Origin of the sequence: Enterococcus sp. DIV1337a (assembly GCF_051712285.1) — a bacterium.
GTDB classification, from domain to species: domain Bacteria; phylum Bacillota; class Bacilli; order Lactobacillales; family Enterococcaceae; genus Enterococcus; species Enterococcus faecalis.
This window is the reverse complement of record NZ_JBIOOP010000001.1, coordinates 1422936-1440717: the sequence shown is the minus strand read 5'-3', so window position 1 is coordinate 1440717 and position 17782 is coordinate 1422936. Positions and strand designations below refer to the sequence as shown.

General features: G+C 37.1%; 18 protein-coding genes and 1 pseudogene. 16 read left to right on the top strand and 3 right to left on the bottom strand.

What is annotated here, in order from left to right; translation table 11 throughout:
* Nucleotides 1-141: 141 nt before the first annotated feature.
* The 3 genes from liaX to IGL49_RS06995 all read left to right on the top strand — a co-directional run bounded on the left by liaX (nt 142) and on the right by IGL49_RS06995 (nt 2497).
* Nucleotides 142-1743: a daptomycin-sensing surface protein LiaX gene (gene liaX, locus IGL49_RS07005; protein WP_104854010.1), complete on the top strand. Its 1602-nt coding sequence runs from the start codon at nt 142-144 to the stop codon at nt 1741-1743.
* A 74-nt stretch (nt 1744-1817) separates the two neighbouring features.
* A complete protein-coding gene (locus tag IGL49_RS07000; RefSeq protein ID WP_002357306.1) occupies nt 1818-2141 on the top strand; it encodes a PspC domain-containing protein in 324 nt (107 codons plus the stop codon).
* Nucleotides 2141-2497 carry a phage holin family protein gene (locus IGL49_RS06995; RefSeq protein WP_104854009.1) on the top strand — a complete coding sequence of 119 codons (357 nt, stop codon included), beginning with the start codon at nt 2141-2143 and terminating at the stop codon, nt 2495-2497. Before IGL49_RS07000 ends, IGL49_RS06995 begins: the two co-directional genes overlap by 1 nt.
* Before the next feature lie 35 nt (nt 2498-2532).
* Here the strand turns inward: IGL49_RS06995 and IGL49_RS06990 are convergent, their stop codons facing one another.
* Nucleotides 2533-3495 carry a GIY-YIG nuclease family protein gene (locus tag IGL49_RS06990; RefSeq protein ID WP_104854008.1) on the bottom strand — a complete coding sequence of 321 codons (963 nt, stop codon included), beginning with the start codon at nt 3493-3495 and terminating at the stop codon, nt 2533-2535.
* Between the two features lie 209 nt (nt 3496-3704).
* Between IGL49_RS06990 and hprK the strand changes: the two genes are divergently transcribed.
* The 6 genes from hprK to IGL49_RS06960 all read left to right on the top strand — a co-directional run bounded on the left by hprK (nt 3705) and on the right by IGL49_RS06960 (nt 8712).
* Entirely contained in the window at nt 3705-4640 is a 936-nt protein-coding gene (hprK, locus tag IGL49_RS06985; RefSeq protein ID WP_002357309.1) for an HPr(Ser) kinase/phosphatase, read from the top strand.
* 17 nt (nt 4641-4657) lie between these two features.
* Complete coding sequence (gene lgt, locus IGL49_RS06980) at nt 4658-5491, top strand: prolipoprotein diacylglyceryl transferase (protein WP_162782584.1); 834 nt, start codon at nt 4658-4660, stop codon at nt 5489-5491.
* 68 nt (nt 5492-5559) lie between these two features.
* On the top strand, nt 5560-6582 hold the full coding sequence (locus tag IGL49_RS06975; protein ID WP_104854006.1) for an NAD(P)H-dependent glycerol-3-phosphate dehydrogenase: 1023 nt from the start codon (nt 5560-5562) through the stop codon (nt 6580-6582).
* An 11-nt stretch (nt 6583-6593) separates the two neighbouring features.
* Nucleotides 6594-7490: a UTP--glucose-1-phosphate uridylyltransferase GalU gene (gene galU / locus IGL49_RS06970; protein ID WP_104854005.1), complete on the top strand. Its 897-nt coding sequence runs from the start codon at nt 6594-6596 to the stop codon at nt 7488-7490.
* A 178-nt stretch (nt 7491-7668) separates the two neighbouring features.
* Complete coding sequence (locus IGL49_RS06965; RefSeq protein ID WP_104854004.1) at nt 7669-8097, top strand: DUF948 domain-containing protein; 429 nt, start codon at nt 7669-7671, stop codon at nt 8095-8097.
* Between the two features lie 27 nt (nt 8098-8124).
* Complete coding sequence (locus IGL49_RS06960; RefSeq protein WP_104854003.1) at nt 8125-8712, top strand: YtxH domain-containing protein; 588 nt, start codon at nt 8125-8127, stop codon at nt 8710-8712.
* Nucleotides 8713-8832: 120 nt separating this feature from the next.
* Here IGL49_RS06960 and IGL49_RS06955 read toward each other — a convergent pair whose 3' ends face one another.
* The gene (locus tag IGL49_RS06955; RefSeq protein WP_104854002.1) at nt 8833-9936 is read right to left on the bottom strand and encodes an aminopeptidase P family protein; all 1104 of its coding nucleotides are present in this window, start codon (nt 9934-9936) and stop codon (nt 8833-8835) included.
* A 214-nt stretch (nt 9937-10150) separates the two neighbouring features.
* On the opposite strand from IGL49_RS06955, the gene ccpA reads away from it, so the two are divergent.
* Nucleotides 10151-11152: a catabolite control protein A gene (gene ccpA / locus IGL49_RS06950; protein WP_002357319.1), complete on the top strand. Its 1002-nt coding sequence runs from the start codon at nt 10151-10153 to the stop codon at nt 11150-11152.
* A 104-nt stretch (nt 11153-11256) separates the two neighbouring features.
* Here ccpA and IGL49_RS06945 read toward each other — a convergent pair whose 3' ends face one another.
* On the bottom strand, nt 11257-13671 hold the full coding sequence (locus IGL49_RS06945; protein ID WP_104854001.1) for a transglycosylase domain-containing protein: 2415 nt from the start codon (nt 13669-13671) through the stop codon (nt 11257-11259).
* A gap of 184 nt (nt 13672-13855) precedes the next feature.
* On the opposite strand from IGL49_RS06945, the gene tyrS reads away from it, so the two are divergent.
* From tyrS to IGL49_RS06915, 6 genes and pseudogenes are all read left to right on the top strand, one after another.
* Entirely contained in the window at nt 13856-15118 is a 1263-nt protein-coding gene (gene tyrS, locus IGL49_RS06940) for a tyrosine--tRNA ligase (RefSeq protein ID WP_104854000.1), read from the top strand.
* A gap of 4 nt (nt 15119-15122) precedes the next feature.
* A pseudogene (locus tag IGL49_RS06935) lies at nt 15123-15302 on the top strand (hypothetical protein).
* Nucleotides 15299-15961 carry a YdeI/OmpD-associated family protein gene (locus IGL49_RS06930; protein ID WP_104853999.1) on the top strand — a complete coding sequence of 221 codons (663 nt, stop codon included), beginning with the start codon at nt 15299-15301 and terminating at the stop codon, nt 15959-15961. Before IGL49_RS06935 ends, IGL49_RS06930 begins: the two are co-directional and overlap by 4 nt.
* The gene (locus tag IGL49_RS06925) at nt 15961-16428 is read left to right on the top strand and encodes a DUF1801 domain-containing protein (protein ID WP_104853998.1); all 468 of its coding nucleotides are present in this window, start codon (nt 15961-15963) and stop codon (nt 16426-16428) included. Before IGL49_RS06930 ends, IGL49_RS06925 begins: the two co-directional genes overlap by 1 nt.
* A 10-nt stretch (nt 16429-16438) precedes the next feature.
* The gene (locus IGL49_RS06920) at nt 16439-17332 is read left to right on the top strand and encodes a deoxyribonuclease IV (RefSeq protein WP_002361913.1); all 894 of its coding nucleotides are present in this window, start codon (nt 16439-16441) and stop codon (nt 17330-17332) included.
* Nucleotides 17333-17524: 192 nt separating this feature from the next.
* A complete protein-coding gene (locus tag IGL49_RS06915) occupies nt 17525-17743 on the top strand; it encodes a YneF family protein (protein WP_002357397.1) in 219 nt (72 codons plus the stop codon).
* Nucleotides 17744-17782 lie beyond the last annotated feature (39 nt).

The window sequence follows — 17782 nt, the reverse complement described above, 5'->3', positions numbered from 1 at the left end:
TGAACTGATTTTATAAAACTAGTCCTTACTAATGAGAAGAAATCGTTCTTAAGTCCTATGACAAATGATTAAAAACAAGGCATAATAATGCATGTAAGGAAAACACTATTGAGTGAAAAATTTGCTAAGGAGGCAATATCCATGAAAGAAAGAGAACGCGTATTAGAATTAGTGAAAAAAGGTATTCTAACGTCAGAAGAAGCGTTAATTTTATTAGAAAATATGGCAACTGAAAAAGATGAAAAACAAATCGAAAAAGCTGCTGAAAAAGTTGATACACAAAATATTGGAACAACAAATAAAGAAGATCAAGTCGCAGATTTAATGGATGCATTAGAAAAAGGCGAATCAGAAGGACCTACTGTTGATTCGTTTGAAGAAAATACACAGGACAGTGCAGAAAAAGATCGTGAAAACTTAGAAAGAATTCTTGATGAGTTAGCAACAAAAGCCAATCGTGCTTCGGCTGAATTGGACGAAGTCAACGCAGAAATTGCCGGCATCAAAGAAGAAATTAAAGAAGTCGCAGAAGAAATTGGAACATTAGATACAAAAGAAGAATTAGATGCATTAACAGAAGATGAACAGGTTCAACGAAAAGACTTGCACGTTTTACTTGCACAATTAGAAGAAAAATTAGCGACTCAAAGTACTGAAAAAACAGCACTGGAAGAAGAACTAAAAAACATTCGCAAAGAACAATGGAAAGGCCAATGGAATGATACAAAAGAAAAAGTTTCTTCTCAATTCTCTGAAGAGTGGAAAGATCAAGCCACAGACACCTTTAACCAAGTCGGCGGCAAAGTTGCCGAAGTTGGCGGCCAAGTGGGAGAATTCTTGAAAAAAACATTTAATTCTTTCAGTGATACCATGAATGATAATGTGGAATGGAAAGACATTAAAATGAAAGTTCCTGGTGTGGCAACAACTAAGTTTGAACATGAGTTTAACTATCCAAATCCACAAGCTAGTTTAATTGATGTCAAGGTAGCAAATGGTACTGTGGTTTTCAAAACTTGGGATCAAGAAGATGTTAGAGTCGAAGCAAAAATCAAATTATATGGTAAAATGGCAGGAGATTCACCAATGGAAGCTTTCTTAGAACGAAGTGACATTGATGTGGATGATGAAACGATTTCTTTCCAAGTGCCAAATAAACGGGTGAAAGCAGATTTAACGTTCTATTTACCAAAACGTACTTACGATCATGTATCTGTTAAATTATTAAACGGAAATGTCTTAGTAGAAGAGTTAACAGCGAAAGATGTTTACACAAAATCGACGAATGGCACGATTACGTTTAAAAAAATTGATGCAACTATGTTAGAAATTGAAGGCGTGAATGGTGAAATTAAAGTTTTAGAAGGGACAATTTTAGATAACATTATTGAAACAGTCAATGGTGATGTGTCTATTTCCGCGGCACCAGAAAGTCTAAGTGTTTCTCTGATTAATGGAGATATCCGCATTACAGCTAAAGAAAAAACGCTTCGTCGTGTTGAAGCAAGCTCTGCAAATGGGAATATCAAATTGGCCTTGCCTAATGACTTAGGCGTTGAAGGGCAAGTGAAAACTAATTTAGGTAGTATTAACAGCCGCTTAACAGATATTGAAGTGGTTCGTGAAAAGAAAGATCGCGGCAATCAACAATTACATTTTAGACGTGTATTGGAAGAATCAATGGCTCAAATTAATGCTTCTACAACAACGGGAAGTATTTTCCTAAAAGATACTGATAAATAATTAATAATTTTAAGCTAGATGGGCTGACGAATCAGCCTTTCTAGTGTAAAATTTAGTAGACGAGGTGAAAACATATGAAAAGAAAACTAACAAAATCTCCGAATAACGTGGTTTTAACAGGAAGCTTAGCTGGGATTGCTGATTGGCTAGGAATTGACCCAACAATTATTCGTGTCGTTTATGTCTTGCTCAGCTTTTTCTCAGCAGGATTTCCAGGCATTCTCTTATACATTGCCTTAGCAGTCTTGATCCCTTCTGGAAGAACAGGAAGCGATCGTGGCTACGGCCATCAAAATCCTTATAATAGAAATGTTCGCAATGAAAATCCTTATGCTGCCAATAAAAAGCAACGTAAAGAAGCGGAAAAAATTGATGATGACGAATGGAGTGACTTTTAATGACATATTTTCAGCGATTGGTTGTTAATACACTGACATTCATTTCTTTATCAGTTGTTTTTCCTAGCATGATTCATGTGAGAGGCATAATGCCTGCAATTATTGCCGCCTTTGTTCTCTCAATCCTAAATATGTTGGTGAAACCAGTCTTAACAATCTTGTCGCTCCCATTTACTTTATTAACGTTTGGTCTATTTAGCTTTGTTGTCAATGCAGCGATTTTACAAATGACCTCGTTTTTTGTGGGCGAAATGAACTTTGGCTTCTCAAGTTTTTGGGCAGCGGTGCTAATGGCTGTAATTATGTCAATTGTCAATACGATCGTTACGGATCACAATTTATCTAAATATGAATAAAAAAAGCCTGAAGAGCGCAGCCTAAAATGCGTTCTTCAGGCTTTTTCGATGGTTAAATTTTCTAGGTGACATTCTGGATGGCGGCTGATATAGCCATATAAAATGTTTAAAAAATCAACTTGTTGCTTCGAATAATGTTCGATTGTTTTCGGTGGTTTTTTGGGCATGATTTTTTTTGCTAGTTCAAGCGTTGGATATTTTTGAAACGTTTGTTTAGTTACAACACGTGTTGCTACCACCAAGCCTTGGTAAATTAAATAGTATTTGATTTTTTTCTGATAAGGTAACCACATCAATTGCCAATCTCTTTGGTTAGCTTGACTAATTCGTTGATTTTGGTTTGCAAAACGTGTCAGAAAGAGCCAATCTTCTTTGAGTTTTGCCGCTTTTTCGAAGGCTTGTTTTTCAGCAGCCTCTTGCATTTGTTGAGCAATTCGTTTGATTGGTTCTCGTCCTTGATTATGGAAAAAGTCGAACAATTCTTGTTGAAATAGTTCGGTCGGAATGGCACTCTCTTTTTGAAAGGTTTGATGCCAATAGTTGGTTGGGACGAGATCGTAGATATTATCCAAAATTATTTTTAAACGGTTTAATTTTCGACGAATCGAATAAGGACCAAAACAGTTCTCTTTAGTGGGAATATTTAAGAGTTTAATCTCTAATTGCCGCTCATTAACGGCTACCGATACATAAGAATATTGTTCATAAGCATTCATTTGGCGATTGTAGCGCGGCCGATACTGTTGAATCAGTTGACATTCTAGGAGGAGCGCATCCAATTCTGTGTCAGTATGGAGAACATCGAAGTCTATAATTTGTTTGACTAAACGCATCGTCTTTCGAGAATGTTGATTACTATTAATAAAATAGCTCGACACGCGATTTTTTAATTTTTTGGCTTTACCCACATAAATAATTGTGTCGGTTGCGTCTTTCATTAAATAAACACCCGGCGTTAACGGTAATTGATGGGCTTTTTCCTTTAAATATTCTTTCATAAGTTTCCTCTTTTCTTAAAAGGATCGGCTTCAAGTATACAAAGTTTTCTGAAATAGTCAAGTAACAGAAATAGCATGGGTAATTTCACTGAAAAATAATTTCTTTTTTTTGAAATATGATAATTCTAGGAATTATCTAGTGAATAGCTAGAAACTTGTATTTTTAAATGATAAAATATAACAAGTAGCAGAAAGGACTGACATTCGATATGACAGAAGTGGTAAAGATTTATCAACTGGTAGAAAATCTTTCTTTAGAAGTAGTTTATGGAGATGAAGAAAGCTTAAATAGAACAATTAAAACTGGTGAAATTTCCCGGCCAGGTTTAGAATTAACTGGGTACTTTAATTATTATTCGCATGATCGTTTACAATTATTTGGGAGCAAAGAAATTACCTTTGCGGAACGAATGATGCCTGAAGAGCGTTTATTAGTGATGCGCCGTTTATGTGCGAAAGATACTCCAGCCTTTATAGTATCCAGAGGACTAGAAATCCCCGAAGAATTGATTACAGCAGCAAAAGAAAATGGGGTTTCTGTGTTACGTTCACCGATTTCAACTTCCCGTTTATTAGGGGAACTATCCAGTTATTTAGATGGCCGTTTGGCTGTTCGGACAAGTGTCCATGGGGTTTTAGTGGATGTTTATGGACTTGGTGTATTGATTCAAGGGGATAGCGGTATTGGTAAAAGTGAAACAGCTTTAGAGCTTATTAAACGTGGCCATCGGCTAATTGCAGACGATCGTGTCGATGTTTATCAGCAGGATGAATTAACCGTGGTTGGAGAACCACCAAAAATTTTGCAGCATTTAATTGAAATTCGTGGTATCGGGATTATTGATGTCATGAACCTGTTTGGTGCTAGCGCGGTCCGTGGCTTTATGCAAGTTCAATTGGTCGTTTATTTAGAGGCCTGGGAAAAAGACAAGAAATATGATCGCCTTGGTAGTGATGATGCAATGGTCGAAATAGCTAACGTTGATGTCCCTCAGATTCGCATTCCTGTTAAGACTGGCCGAAATGTGGCCATTATTATTGAAGTAGCAGCAATGAACTTCCGCGCGAAAACAATGGGCTATGATGCAACAAAAACGTTCGAAGAGCGCTTAACTCGTTTGATTGAAGAAAATTCAGGAGAATAGAAGGAGGAGATGTGATGATGTTAGCTCAAGTAAATTCAATTGCATTTCGCCTTTTCGGTATTCCCGTTTATTGGTATGCAATTATTATTGTTTCAGGGATTGCTTTAGCTGTTTGGCTAAGTAGTCGCGAAGCCGTTCGTGTTGGTTTAAAAGAAGATGATGTCTTTGACTTTATGCTCTGGGGATTACCTGCAGCAATTGTTGGCGCGCGCTTGTATTACGTCGCTTTTCAATGGCAAGATTATGTAGACAATCCGATTGAAATTTTCTTTACTCGAAATGGTGGCTTAGCGATTTATGGTGGTCTTATTGGTGGGGGACTGGCGCTGTTTTTCTTTACGCGTCATCGTTTCATTTCTACATGGACTTTTTTAGATATTGCCGCACCAAGTGTGATTTTAGCGCAAGCAATTGGTCGTTGGGGCAACTTTATGAATCATGAAGCCTATGGACCAGCGACCACCAGACAATTTTTAGAAAATCTCCATTTACCAAGGTTTATCATTGATAACATGAATATCAACGGAACGTATCATCAACCAACATTTTTATATGAATCTGTCTGGAATGTTTTAGGCTTTATCGTTTTAGTGCTATTACGCAAAAAGCCACACTTTTTAAAAGAAGGCGAAGTCTTTTTAGGTTATATAATATGGTATTCTTTCGGACGTTTCTTCATCGAAGGGTTACGGATGGACAGTTTGTATGCGTTTAGTAATATTCGTGTCTCGCAATTGTTGTCTTTAGTGATGTTCGTGGTAGCAATTGTTATTGTGATCGTTCGCAGAAGAAATCCCAATTTGAAATTTTACAATCGGGAGAAACAAAAGAAAAAAATAACAACTTCTTAATCCAACTTGATCGAAGAATATGGTAAACTAAAGAAGTAACGTTGTTTAGCGAAAGGAGAGTTTCACCGATGAATCAAAAAGTCGCTGTTTTAGGTCCAGGTTCCTGGGGGACAGCTTTAGCTCAAGTATTAGCCGAAAATGGACATGAGGTCTGTATTTGGGGAAATAAACCAGAGCAAATCGATGAAATAAATACAAAACATACCAACAAACATTATTTACCAGAACTAACATTACCTGCTTCAATTCAGGCAACCACTGATTTAGCCACTGCTTTAGTAGATGTTGATGCGGTACTGTTCGTGGTACCAACTAAAGCTATTCGTTCAGTAGCACAAGAAGTGGTCCAACATTTAAAAACAAAACCAATTATTATTCATGCAAGTAAAGGGCTCGAACAAGGTACACATAAGCGGATTTCAGAAGTGATAGCGGAAGAGATTCCAGCAGAAAAACGGCAAGGGATTGTGGTTTTATCTGGTCCAAGCCATGCAGAAGAAGTCGCTGTTCATGACATTACAACCATTACAGCAGCAAGCGAAAATTTAGCAGATGCTGTGTATGTGCAAGAGTTGTTTATGAATGACTACTTCAGAATTTATACGAATGATGATGTGATTGGTGTAGAAACAGGGGCAGCCTTAAAAAACATTATTGCTTTAGGCGCTGGAGCGATTCATGGCTTAGGCTTTGGCGACAATGCCAAAGCGGCGATTATGACTCGTGGTTTAGCAGAAATTAGTCGCTTAGGGGTTGCGATGGGAGCAAACCCATTAACATTTATTGGTTTAAGTGGTGTTGGGGATTTAATCGTTACTTGTACAAGTGTCCATTCTCGAAATTGGCGTGCGGGTAATTTGTTAGGAAAAGGTCACAAGTTAGATGAAGTTTTAGAAAACATGGGCATGATTGTGGAAGGTGTTTCAACAACTAAAGCAGCTTATGAATTGGCACAACAACTAGAGGTTGAAATGCCAATCACAGAAACCATCTACAATGTCTTGTACAATGACGAAGATGTACAACAAGCAGCAAAAGAAATTATGTTGCGCGATGGTAAAACCGAAAACGAATTTACACTTGATTTTTAGGAGGAAAAAAGATGAAAGTTAAAAAGGCAGTTATTCCAGCAGCTGGGTTAGGAACACGTTTCTTGCCGGCTACCAAAGCGATGGCAAAAGAAATGTTACCAATTGTTGATAAACCAACGATTCAATTTATTGTAGAAGAAGCACTTGCTTCAGGAATCGAAGATATTTTAATTGTGACAGGCAAAGCCAAACGTCCGATTGAAGACCATTTCGATTCAAATGTTGAATTAGAAAATAATTTAAAAGAAAAAAATAAAACTGATTTATTGAAATTAGTCGAAGAAACAACGGATGTTAATTTACATTTTATTCGTCAATCCCATCCGAAAGGCTTAGGACATGCTGTTTTACAAGCGAAAGCATTTGTTGGCAATGAACCTTTTGTTGTGATGTTAGGCGATGATTTAATGGAAGATAAAGTACCATTAACGAAACAATTAATGGACGATTATGAAGAAACACATGCCTCGACGATTGCTGTAATGAAAGTGCCGCACCAAGATACTTCAAAATATGGTATTATCAATCCAGAAAAAGAAATCGAAAAAGGACTTTACAATGTCGAGAATTTTGTTGAAAAACCAAAACCTGAGGAAGCACCAAGTGATTTAGCGATTATCGGTCGTTATTTATTAACCCCTGAAATTTTTGATGTACTTGAAAATCAAAAACCAGGAGCTGGTAACGAAATTCAGTTAACAGATGCGATTGACACTTTAAATAAAACACAACGCGTTTTTGCTCGTGAGTTTAAAGGAGAACGTTACGACGTTGGCGATAAATTTGGGTTTATGAAAACAAGCATTGAATATGGTTTAACCCATCCAGAAGTAAAAGATAATTTACGAGAATATATTATTAAACTTGGCGCTCAATTAGCGAAAAAAGAGCAACCAAAAGAAAAATAAATAGAAAAAAGCGTAAAATTTCAATTCGTTAGAAAGAAATTTTACGCTTTTTTTTCTTAAAGGAAAGGCCATGAGAATTTTATAAAATAAATTGTCATTCTTAGCTTTATGAGTTGTGAAAAATATAAGTTGGTGTTATCCTAAGATTATAAATAAAATTTCAGAGGGGAGTAATGATATGTCAGGTGGGGAAATTGCTGCCTTAATTGCAGCGGTGGCATTTGTTGTTTTAGTCATCTTTTTAGTACTTGTGTTATATAAAGTTTCTCAAGTTGTTTCAAAAATTGAAGATACGATTGATGAAACAAATACAACAATTAAAGTCGTGACTAGCGATGTGAATGTATTGAGTCGCCAAGTAGAAGGCTTGCTTGTTAAAAGTAATGAACTATTGACAGATGTGAATCAAAAAGTGGCAACGATTGATCCGTTGTTTACGGCCGTTGCTGATTTAAGCGAAAGTGTCTCTGAATTGAACACCTCAAGTAAACATTTGATTACGAAGGTAGGAACCGTAGGGAAAGGCACAGCAAAAGCTGGTTTAGTGAGTAAAGTAGGCGGTTCTGCTTTTAGAGCAATGCGTTCAAAAAATACAAAAAACAAATAATTAAATAATTAATTGGAGGAGATTTTTATGGCTAAAAAAGGCGGATTTTTCTTAGGAGCAGTAATTGGTGGAACTGCAGCAGCTGTTGCCGCATTATTACTTGCACCAAAATCAGGTAAAGAATTACGTGATGATTTATCAAATCAAACAGATGATTTAAAAAACAAAGCGCAAGATTACACAGATTATGCTGTTCAAAAAGGAACAGAATTAACAGAAATCGCAAAACAAAAAGCCGGCGTTTTATCAGATCAAGCCTCTGATTTGGCAGGATCTGTCAAAGAAAAAACAAAAGATTCGTTGGATAAAGCACAAGGTGTTTCTGGCGACATGCTTGATAACTTTAAAAAACAAACAGGTGATTTATCTGATCAATTTAAAAAAGCAGCTGACGATGCACAAGATCACGCAGAAGATTTAGGTGAAATTGCCGAAGATGCAGCAGAAGATATCTATATTGACGTTAAAGATTCTGCGGCAGCGGCCAAAGAAACTGTTTCTGCTGGTGTCGATGAAGCAAAAAAAACTACCAAAGACGTTCCTGAAAAAGCTGCAGAAGCAAAAGAAGATGTTAAAGACGCAGCGAAAGACGTAAAAAAAGAATTTAAAGGGTAATAAGCGTTTAGCTCATGAAAGTTAGCAACGGATCGTGTTGCTTTGGTTCAGCGGCTTACCTTAAAATTTAGAAATGAGGCCATCAGTCCGGTTGACTGATGGCCTCATTTTATTTTTATTCTATTGGATAATTTGCAATTCTTTGGTTGTCTTAGTGAAGGGTTCGGAGCCTGTTTTCGTTACGTGTAAACAATCTTCAATACGAACGCCTACTTTTCCGGGAATGTAAATACCGGGCTCAATAGAGAAACACATACCTTCTTCAATGACTAAATCATTGCCATGAACCAGCGATGGGTATTCATGGACAGTGGTTCCAATGCCATGGCCTAAGCGATGGTTAAAGTATTCACCATAACCAGCTTTTGTGATTACATCTCGAGCAATATCATCTAATTCGCCTGCTGTAACCCCAGGTTTCACCGCTTCAGTTGCTGCTAATTGTGCTTCTAAAACAATTCCATAAATTTCTTTTTGGAAATCAGAAGGTTCCAAGTAGCTGACTGTTCGTGTGGCATCACTACAATAGCCATTATGAACGACACCTAAATCAAATAATACTAAGTCATGGGGTTCAATTTTTGTTTCGCCAGGTACACCATGAGGGCTAGCTCCGTTTTTTCCTGTTAAGACTAGCGTATCAAAACTCATCGAGCGAATACCTTGACGTTTTAATTGATACTCGATTTCTGCAACAATTTCTTGTTCCGCAACGCCTGCTTGAATTGCTTTAAAGCCAATCTCAAAAGCGACATCAGCCCAACTACCAGCTTCTAGTAAACGTTGAATTTCAGGTTCTGTTTTAATTAATTGAAGTTTTTCAATTAAAGGCGTAACATCATGCGAAAAATCGCTAGCTGGGAAATATGTTTTCAATTGATCGAAACGAGCTAAGGAAAGAGCTTGTTTTTCTAAAGCAAAGCGTGGTGTACCTTGTGTCCGTTTATTTAATAAAGCCGCAATTTTTTCCCAAGGATTTTCGCTATCTAAATAACCATAAACGGGATAAGTCCAACTACTATTTTCGGCATCTTCGACTTCTAATGCAGGTGTAAATAAAAATGATTGGTCGTCCGCTGCGATAAACAAAGCTAACACGCGTTCGTGAGGTTCGCTTTCGTAACCGGAAAAGTAAGCGATATGACCAGGATCACTAATATAAGTGAAGTCAATCTTTTCTTGGTGCATCCAATTTTTTAAGTCGGCAATTTTTTCTTGATTCATAAAACATCCTTCTTTCTTTTATTCTGAAGTGAATCACAGTACTATCATAACATGAAATGACAAAAAGTTCCTTTTGAAATGGAAAGTAAATTTTCATGAAAAAACGATAAAACGGTTGCAAAAATAGAAGAATTTTGATATTCTAGGCTAGGAAAGAAATGTAAACAGTGTTTTCAGAAAATGAGAACAAATTCATATTTATAGGAGAAGAAACATGGAAAAACAAACAATTACAATTTATGATGTTGCTAGAGAGGCAAATGTATCAATGGCTACTGTTTCTCGTGTTGTCAATGGTAATCCCAATGTAAAACCAGCAACACGTAAAAAAGTCTTAGAAGTGATTGATCGCTTAGATTACCGTCCTAACGCAGTCGCACGTGGTTTAGCAAGTAAAAAAACGACAACAGTGGGTGTCATTATTCCAGATGTTAGTAATGCATTTTTTGCTTCATTAGCACGTGGTATTGACGACGTGGCTACAATGTATAAATACAATATCATTTTAGCCAATTCAGATGGAGACGATCAAAAAGAAGTCACTGTATTAAACAATTTACTTGCCAAGCAAGTAGATGGGATTATCTTTATGGGTCATCGCATTACAGATGATATTCGTGGTGAATTTTCACGTTCAAAAACACCTGTTGTCTTAGCAGGTTCAATTGATCCAGACGAACAAGTTGGTAGCGTTAATATTGATTACACAGAAGCAACGAAAGATGCAACAGCGACTTTAGCGAAAAATGGAAACAAAAAAATTGCTTTTGTTAGTGGTGCATTAATCGATCCAATTAATGGTCAAAACCGAATGAAAGGCTACAAAGAAGCCTTAGCGGAAAATGGCTTGTCTTATAATGAAGGCTTAGTTTTTGAATCTGAATATAAATTTAAAGCAGGCATTAATTTGGCTGAGCGTGTCCGTAACAGTGGAGCAACAGCTGCCTTTGTTACAGATGATGAGCTAGCGATTGGTTTATTAGATGGGATGCTAGATGCTGGCGTGAAAGTTCCAGAAGAATTTGAAATCATTACAAGCAATAACTCATTGCTTACAGAAGTCTCTCGTCCACGTCTATCAAGTATTACACAACCTTTATATGATATCGGTGCCGTGTCAATGCGTTTATTAACAAAACTAATGAACAAAGAAGAAATTGAAGAAAAAACAGTTGTTTTACCTTATGGAATTGATCAAAAAGGTTCAACAAAATAAATTGAATTAAACGGCTAAACTAAGAACGTTAACTCTTAGTTTAGCCGTTTTTTGATACCTAAAAATGAGCCAGAAAAATACGTTTTCTGGCTCATTTTAGCGAGTTAATTATTGTTCTTTTTATTATCGTTGTTTTTATTGTTATTGTTGTTGTTATTATTTGTGGTAGCACGTGGAGCAAGATTTCCCCAGTAAGAAGCGTAATTGCTGTCTGTTCCACCGATCCCAAATTTATAGGTACTTTGTGGCGCACCATCTTTGGCATAGTATGAAGTCGTAGTTTTACCAGGTGTATTGAATTTGGCACCATTATAGGTAATTGAGCCAGGTTTTTCACCAGTAAATTCAGAAACTTTTGATTTAATGACACTTGGATCTAATTCAAATTTTTGACCAATGCCAAACAATTCCGGATTCGCATAGTACAGCGCGTTGGCTAAGTTCGCCATATAGTTCCCGTTGTTGTCGCCGCTGGTCATCGTCATTGGCGCTGGTAGATCATGTCCTGCCCAAGAACTTAGTGTCACAGTTGGGGTAGAGACAATCAGCCAGGAATCTTTATAGTCATCAGTCGTCCCAGTTTTTCCAACCCAATCAGCACTAGCTAAATGAGGATTCAAGCCAGCTAATGTTGGTTTGAATTTTGTCGTATTTGCAGAATCGACCACTGAACGCAACAAGTCATTCATAATAGAAGCGGTCGCTGGTGAATAAACTTGCGTTCCTTCATCTTTGTGTTCGTAGACCACATGTCCGCTATTGTCTGTAATTTTTTCAATCATGTAGGCTTTTTGATATTTACCTTTGTTAGCAAGCGCTTGGAAGCCGTTTGTTTGAGTTACGACATTTGTTTCGACTGGACCTAAAGGCGCGGATTCGTAAGCCCAAGCATCTGAAGCTGGATAGTTCATTTTGCTTAAGTAGTGATTATAAGAAAAATTATCATCACCTTTTTTCTTTTTCAATTCTTCGTTCACATGATACACAGGAATGTTGAAAGACCAGTTTAAAGCGTTTCGAACGGTTACAAATTGATTTAAATCCACAGTTGTTGAGTTAGCAAAAGGAGTGCCATCTGAATAAGTAGTCGTGTAGTTGGCCAAACGACTTTCAGAACCAATGAGTCCTTGATCAATCGCAGGACCATAGACAGAAATTGGTTTAATCGTAGATCCAACTTGACGATCGGCATTAAAGGCATGATTGTTTTGATTAATATCGAAGTTTCTACCACCGATAAAGCCGAGGATCCGACCAGTAGCATTATCCATTAAAATATTCCCAGTTTCAATCATTGTATTTCCATTAACATCTGCAGTGCCATCATCAAGCAAATAACCATAATTTGCGACAGCGGTTTGCATCGTGTTGTAAATGTTCTGATCAATAGTCGATTGGATTGTATAGCCTTGCGACTGGATTTCACGACGTGCTTGTTCTTCATATTGATCTAAACCAACTTGATCTAAATCATCACGATTAACTTTAGCTTTTTTCATATCTAAATCCATGACAATCTCAACTGCTTTATCTAACACCGTATAGTATAGATAGCCTTCTGTATTGACATTGGCCTGCTCTGTTGGTAAAAAGTCTTTTTTCAAGTCGTAAGCTTTGGCTTCTTCATATTCCTTTTGCGAAATAGCTTTTTCTCGGTACATACTGAAAAGAACAAAATCTTTTCTCTTCATTCCTAAAGACAAATCGTCTTTCAAGGCACCAGTGTTAGTATAGGGCGTGTAAACAATGGGACTTTGGGGAAGTCCTGCGATAAAGGCCGCTTGAGGAAGATTCAAGTCCTTGGCACTTTTACCAAAGAGTCCTTTGGCTGCTTCTTCCACGCCTGCAATATTTTCACCTTTGTTATTACGACCAAAAGGGGAGACGTTTAGATAAGTTGTTACGATTTCGTCCTTAGAAAAGTATTTTTCAATACGTAAAGCTAATAAAATTTCGTTGGCTTTCCGTTTAAAAGTCGTTTCGTCAGTTAAAATCTGTTGCTTCACCAATTGCTGAGTCAATGTTGAACCACCAGAAGAACCGCCGATGCCTGTCGCATCAGAAATCAGCGCTCGAACTAGCGCTTTTGGGACCACCCCATGATGTTCTTCAAAATATTCATCTTCTGTTGAAATAATGGCTTTTTTTAGCAATGGAGACATTTGATCGCCGTTAATTCGTGTCCGAATTAAATCTGATTTGATGTTAGCAATCGGAGTACCATCTGCGTAAGTCATTTTTGACACTTCGGTAATATCACTGATTTCTTTTTGCAATTCTTCCTTCGTTGGGGGCTGTGTATCTTCAACTAGAAAAGCAAAATAGCCCATTCCGATACCTAAGCCAAGAGAGCCACCTAAGACAATCAGAATAACCCCAAAAACCACTAATGACTGAAAAACGCGAATAATGACATTTAAAATAAGTAAAAAGACATTGCCGCCAGAAGAGGTCGTTGGTTTTTGCTTATTGTTACTTGAATTATTTTTCAAAAGCTTCACCTCAATAAAATGATACATTCTGTGTTATTATAGCAAAAAAAAGCTTCTATGAATAGTTTCTACACCAATTGCCATTTTTTGTTGAAAAAACTTAAGAGAAAATAGGGAAATCCCATTTTTTGACTTTTCAAGTGTGACAGAATCGGTTACTATGAATAGGGGAATTTGATCTATTATTATGTTTTACTATAGGAGGAAAATCATGAATTCAGCTTTTTTTGAAGAATTAAAAGCCCGTGGGTTGGTCTACCAAGTCACAGATGAAGAAGCCTTAAAAAAACAATTAAATGAAGAATCTGTTAAATTATATATCGGCTTTGATCCAACGGCAGACAGTTTACACATCGGGCATCTACTGCCAATTCTTATGTTACGTCGTTTCCAACAAAATGGTCATGTGCCCATTGCTTTAGTTGGTGGCGGAACAGGCATGATTGGTGATCCATCATTCAAAGATGCAGAACGTAGTTTAAACACACTTGATACAGTGAAAGCTTGGTCTGAAAGTATTAAGGGTCAGTTGTCACGTTTTATCGATTTTGAAGATGAAAAAAATCCAGCGATTCTAGCAAACAACTATGACTGGCTTGGAGAGCTTTCTTTAATTGATTTCTTACGTGATGTTGGAAAAAACTTTACAATTAACTATATGATGAGTAAAGAAAGCGTGAAACGCCGAATCGAAACAGGAATTTCTTATACTGAATTTGCTTATCAATTATTACAAGCGTATGATTTCTTGAAATTGTACGAAACAGAAGGTTGTTTATTGCAATTAGGCGGCAGTGATCAATGGGGAAACATTACTTCAGGGATTGAATTATTACGCCGAGAACAAGAAGTTCAAGGATTTGGCTTAACCATGCCTTTAATTACAAAAGCGGATGGTACCAAATTTGGTAAAACAGAAGGAAACGCAGTTTGGCTAGATGCTGAAAAAACTTCGCCGTATGAATTTTATCAATTCTGGATAAACACAGATGATCGTGACGTAGTGAAATTCTTGAAATACTTTACTTTCTTAACATTGGACGAAATTGCAACAATTGAAGAAGAATTTACGGCGAACCCAGGTCAACGTGCTGCGCAAAAAGCGTTAGCAAAAGAAGTGACCATTTTAGTCCACGGTGAAGCAGCCTATCATCAAGCGGTTAAAATTTCAGAAGCTTTGTTCAGCGGGGATATCCAAAGTTTAACAGCAGAAGAAATTAAACAAGGCTTTAAAGATGTACCGACTTATGAGGTGCAACCAGAGGATCAATTAAGTTTAGTCGACTTATTAGTTACCTCAAAAATAGAACCATCCAAACGTCAAGCCCGTGAAGATGTTCAAAATGGAGCGATTTATGTCAATGGAGAGCGTCGACAAGATTTAGCAGCTGAATTGACAGAAACTGATAAAATCGAAGGGCAATTTACTGTGATTCGTCGCGGTAAGAAAAAATATTTCTTGTTAAAATACTAAAAAAATGAAAGCTTGGGACGAAGGTCGTTTAGACAACAGGTTCCAAGCTTTCGCTTTTAAAAAAGATAAATTGGGATTAATTCTGTTATAAAAAACTCTTTTTTACTATTGGGCATATTCAATTACAGATAACTTGTGCTATGCTAGAATAAAAAGTGCAGTCGCTATAAGGAGTAGGTTATGAAATCAATTGTCGAAAAGTTAAACTTAACGAAGTATCAGCAACCAGTTATTTTAAATAGACCGCAGGCAGAGTATCTATCTGAATTTGCTTCAGCCGCGCAGCAATTACCCTCAGAACCAGTTGAGCTGATTTTTACATTTGTGAAAACGATGGCGGAATTTCAAGAGATTGTTTCAATGGTGATTGAAGGTCAACATTTAGTAGAAAATGGGTTGTTATATGTGGCTTATCCGAAAAAAGGCAATAAAATGTATCAAACCTTTGTCCACCGAGATGAAATTTTTCCAACACTACAAGTAAACGAGGCAGATGGATATATTAAAGGCTCAACCTTAAAATTTAATCGCATGGTTAGTTTAGATGAGACTTTTACGGTTGTCGGCATGAAGAATGTTCTTAAAAAGCCAGCGAAGAATCAGACCAGTTCTGCTGTTGGGGATTATGTTCAATATCTACCAGAAATTGAAGCGTTGGTACAAACAGAACCAGCTGCTGCAGCGACATTCGCTGCATTAACGCCTGGTTATCAAAAAGAGTGGGCGCGGTATGTGTTTAGTGCAAAGCGAGCGGAGACACGGAAAAAGCGGCAAACTGAAATGTTAGTCATTTTAAAAGAAGGCTATAAAACCAAAGCTCTTTATCAGCAAAGGAAGAAATAATGGCGCAGTCAATTGAAACAGTTACAGCATACATCGAAACAGTTGAACCAAACTGGCGAATTGCTTATCAGCAAGTATTAGACGTCGTTTCGCAAAATTTGCCAGCAGGATTTGAATTAACGATGCAATATGGCATGCCAACCTTTGTTGTGCCGCTTTCAGTATTTCCAGAAGGCTATCTTAACCGTGTGGATGAACCGTTACCATTTATCAGCTTAGGCGCTACTAAAAGGCAAGTAGCTTTATATCACATGGGCTTAATGGGAAATGAAGCCGTCCGAAGTTGGTTTCAAGAAGCCTATCAGGAACAAGTGTCAACAAAGCTAAACATGGGAAAAAGTTGTCTTCGTTTCACTAATCCTAAGCGAATACCCTATGAACTAATTGGCGAATTAGTAACAAAAATCACGCTAGAAGAATGGCTGCAACAGTATCAACACCACCAAAAGAAAAAGAAGAATTATTAGGAGGAACCACATGTTATTAGGATCACACGTTAGTATGAGTGGCAAGAAAATGCTACTAGGCTCTGCCGAGGAAGCGGCTAGTTATGGCTCAACAACCTTTATGATTTATACAGGTGCGCCACAAAACACGCGCCGGAAACCGATTGAAGAAATGAATATTGAAGCTGGGCAAGCTTTTATGAAGGAACACAATTTAAGTAATATCGTCGTTCATGCCCCGTATATTATTAATTTAGGTAATACAATTAAAACGGAAAATTTCGGTTTTGCCGTAGACTTTTTGCGTCAAGAAATTGAGCGAGCACAAGCATTGGGAGCAACGCAAATCACGTTACATCCAGGTGCGCATGTTGGTGCAGGTCCAGAAGCCGGCATTAAACAAATTGTTAAAGGTCTAAATGAAGTCTTGTGGAAAGAGCAAATCCCTCAAATCGCTTTAGAAACAATGGCTGGTAAAGGAACCGAAATCGGCCGTACGTTTGATGAACTAGCTGCGATTATTGACGGAGTTACGCTAAATGATAAACTTTCTGTCACTTTGGATACTTGCCACATTAATGATGCAGGTTATAATGTAAAAGATGATTTTGATGGCGTATTAGTTGAATTTGATAAAATTATCGGATTGGATCGTTTAAAAGTTATTCATGTGAATGATTCTAAAAATCCTATGGGCTCACATAAAGATCGTCATGCCAATATTGGCTTTGGCACTATTGGTTTTGAAGCTTTAAATGGTGTGGTTCACCATGAAAAATTAGCTGCTTTACCAAAAATTTTAGAAACACCTTATGTCGGAGAAGACAAAAAAAATAAAAAGGCCCCTTACGGCTTTGAAATTGCGATGTTAAAAAATCAAACATTTGATCCAGAATTATTGGAAAAAATTCAAGGACAAAACTAAAGCAAGAATCGCTCTTAAAGGTCCTATGGGCATTTAAGAGCGTATATTTTGACTTTTAATCACTATTTTGCAAAAAAATCAGACTTTTTTCATTATTTAAGAGAAATCCCGCAAAAAGAACTTTTCTTTTTTTGCTATTTCTAGTAAAATAATTCATTGAGAGCAAAACTATACGGAGAGGAGAGAGTTTCAATGGCAACAGGTTGGGTAGTATTAATCGCAGTAATCGCTTTATTAGTAGGCGCTGCAGGGGGCTTTTTCCTTGCACGCAAATATATGCAAGATTATTTCAAAAAAAATCCTCCCGTTAATGAGGATATGTTACGCATGATGATGGCATCAATGGGTCAAAAACCGTCAGAGAAAAAGGTTAGACAAATGATGCAACAAATGAAAAACCAAGGAAAATAGTAAAGGTTATTCAGGTAATCATGAATAAGTGTAAAAACG